Source organism: Thermoplasmata archaeon, assembly GCA_035632695.1.
Classification (GTDB): domain Archaea; phylum Thermoplasmatota; class Thermoplasmata; order RBG-16-68-12; family RBG-16-68-12; genus RBG-16-68-12.
The window spans coordinates 1-3,030 of sequence record DASQGG010000139.1 but is presented as its reverse complement, the minus strand read 5'-3'; the positions used below and the strand labels follow the sequence as shown (position 1 = coordinate 3,030).

The following is a 3,030-nucleotide window of genomic DNA, read 5'->3' as shown; positions in this document are numbered from 1 at the left end:
AGGCTCTCGGCGGTCAGATCGTGCCCCATGAAATAGACCTTCCCGGCGGACGGTTCCAAGAGTCGCAGGAGCAGGCGGGCGAGTGTGCTCTTCCCGCATCCCGATTCGCCCACCACCGCGAGGGTCTCGCCCCGCCGGACCTGGAGGGATACGCCATCGACCGCCAGGACGTGTCCCTTCACGGTCCGCAGGAGACCGCCGCGGAGCGGGAAGTGCATCTTGACCTGATCCGCCTCCAGGAGCGCGTCGTGGGATCTCAATGGCTTTTCGGGAGCCGGGTCGGTCATGGCAATCCCTCTTCGGTGCGGATCGGATTATGACAGGCGACCAGGTGGCCCGGCTCGAGTTCCTCGAGGGGCGGATTCTTCTCCGCGCACACCTCGGTGGCCCGCGAGCAGCGCGGGTGGAAGCGGCAGCCCGAAGGCGGGTGGAGTAGGTTTGGCACGGTGCCGTGGATGATGTACAGGTCGCGCTTTCGAGCCTGGGAGTCCGTCCCCTTGAAACGGGGGATTGACTGCATCAGGCCGTTCGTGTACGGGTGCATCATCCGGTGGAACACTTGCTCGGTTGTCCCGAACTCCGCAATGCTGCCAGCGTACATGACCCCCACCTTGTCGCAGACCTCGGCCACGATCCCAAGGTCGTGGGTGATCAGGAGGACGGCCATGTTCGTCTTGGCCTGCAGTTCCTTCATGAGCTTCAGGATCTGAGCCTCGACGGTCACGTCCAGCGCGGTTGTGGGCTCGTCCGCGATGAGGAGGATGGGGTTGCAAGCCAACATCATGGCGATCATGGATCGCTGGCGCATGCCGCCGGAGAGTTCAAAGGGGTACTGCCCCGCGATGCGCACGGGCTCGGGGATCTTTACCTCGTCGAGCATCCGCACCGCCCACCGGACCCCTTCGTCGTGGAGGCGCGTCCGGACCAAACGGCGCAGGATTCGCCAGGAGTTGACGAAATCGACAAGCTGGTCCTTGCTGTTCGTGACCATGCGTTGGTAGAGTCTCTTCTCAACGGCCATCACCCGACCGCGTAACGGCGCGAGCCAGTCGAACGTGAGGCGGGCGCCGCAGGACGGGCACCAATCCCAGAGGTTGGGCGCCAGAGACCAGCACGCGCTGCACACCGTGTCGTCCTCCTTGAAGCCCTCGAGTCGTCTCCGCTGTTCGGCCAGCTCTCGCTCCCGCCGTTCGATCTCGACCACGCTTCCGTGTTGCTCGCGGGACTGTGGGAGACCTGAGGGCTTGGCGCGACCCGCCTGCTCCTCGTGGGCGATTCGCACGAGCTCTTCATCAAGGTCCTGCCTCACGTCGCCGACTCTCAGGCGCTTCCCCCGGATCTTCTTCGATCGCGCATTCAGCTGGAGGTCAAGGGATGCGAGGACGTTGCGACACAGTTCCTCCTTTCGGTGCAGCACCAAGGTCTCTGCAATCTGGTCCCCAATCGTGAAGACGGGGTTCATCGCGGTCATCGGCTCCTGGAAAATCATGGAGATCTTGTTCCCGCGGATCGACCGGAGGTCTTCGACTGGTTTCTGGAGTATGTCGAAATCCGAGGTCGCCCCGCGGAGCCGAGCTTCCAGGAGTCTCTTCTCGGGCTCGGACGGCGCCGCGCTAAGTTTCGCCCGAAGCGCGTCGATCTCTGGCTGAAGGTTCTCCCGGATGACCGCGCTTGAAATGGCTCCCGCGCCCGGGTTCTTTGTCATGCGTTGTCGAGCGAGCCCATCGTACTCCTCCCGGAATCGGTGGACGTCCTCCGGCTCCTCCAGGAAGACACGTCCCGCCTCAATCGTCCCCGGCGGGCTTGGAATCAGGCGGAGGATGGACAATGCGGTGACCGACTTTCCGCACCCGGTCTCCCCGACGAGACCTACCGTCTCACCGGATCGGATCACGAGGTCGATTCCCTCCAAGGCGCGGACGGTGCCCTCGTAGGTGTGGAAGTATGTCTTCAAGCCCTCGACACGCAACACTGTGGGTGCGGGCGTGCCTCACCTCCGCAGGCGCGGATCCAGGATGTCTCGGAGGCCGTCCCCCAACAGGTTGAACCCCAGGACCGTCAGCATGATTGCAAGTCCGGGGAAGATCGACATCCAGGGGGCGCTGAAGAGGTAGGTGATCCCTTCGGAAATCATGACGCCCCACTCCGCCGTGCCGGGAGGAGCCCCAAGGCCCAGGAATCCCAGGCCCGCTGCGGTAAGGATGACGTACCCGAAATCCATCGACGCCTGCACGACGACGGGGGAGATCGAATTGGGCAGGATGTGGCGCAGCATGAGCCGGCCTGGGCTCGCCCCCACGCTCCGGGCGGACTCGATGAACTGGCGTTCTTTGACGGAGAGGACCTGTCCCCGGACCAACCGGGTGTACCACGGCCACCAGGTGATGATCAGAGCATACATCACGTGGACAAGACTGCGGCCGAGGACCGCCGTGATGGCGATGGCCAGAATGAGGCTCGGAATCGAGAGGAAGATGTCCGTCACCCGCATGATCACCTCCTCGACGATGCCTCCCTTGTATCCGGCCAAGAGACCGAGGAGGGAACCGATGATGGCGACCGGGACGACGACCAGGATTCCGACCTCCAGGGAGATGCCGGCGCCGTAGAGCACTTTACTGTACCAGTCGACGCCGAAGTTGTCCGTCCCGAAGGGGTGCTGCAAGGATGGAGCAAGGAAGATCTGGCAATCGAACGGAGCCTGGAAGCAGGAGTCATGCGTGGTCCAGCGCTGTTGGAGGTCTCCGCCGATGTTCGCATACTGGGGCTGCTGGAGCGACAGGTACGGAGCCAAGAACGCGAGGGCGATGACCACGATGATCAGGACCAGCCCGAGGACGGCGAGCACGTTCTTACGGAACAGGAAGAGGGAGTACCGGAGCTCCGAGATCCGCGACGCGTGCTCTTCGAGGAACTGGCGCCACGCACGGACGACGGATCGGCCCGCTTCCGATTCGGCGGACATCAACTGCCTCCGAGGCGAACCTGGGGGTCGACGGCGGCGTATAGGATGTCGATGACCAGGTTCGC

3 protein-coding genes are annotated in these 3,030 nt (G+C 63.7%); all 3 read right to left on the bottom strand.

The genetic code is table 11. From position 1 onward, the window contains the following. The coding region (locus VEY12_08865; GenBank protein HYM40236.1) for an ATP-binding cassette domain-containing protein at positions 1-287 on the bottom strand (287 nt) is incomplete at its 3' end. Further along, positions 284-1,954: an ABC transporter ATP-binding protein gene (locus VEY12_08860; GenBank protein HYM40235.1), complete on the bottom strand. Its 1,671-nt coding sequence runs from the start codon at positions 1,952-1,954 to the stop codon at positions 284-286. The genes VEY12_08865 and VEY12_08860, both read right to left, overlap by 4 nt. Before the next feature lie 36 nt (positions 1,955-1,990). After that, a complete protein-coding gene (locus tag VEY12_08855; protein ID HYM40234.1) occupies positions 1,991-2,965 on the bottom strand; it encodes an ABC transporter permease in 975 nt (324 codons plus the stop codon). Positions 2,966-3,030 lie beyond the last annotated feature (65 nt).

Excerpts from the sequence above, each read along its gene's own strand:
- VEY12_08855 (HYM40234.1), bottom strand. The coding sequence starts at position 2,965 with ATGTCCGCCGAATCGGAAGCGGGCCGATCCGTCGTCCGTGCGTGGCGC.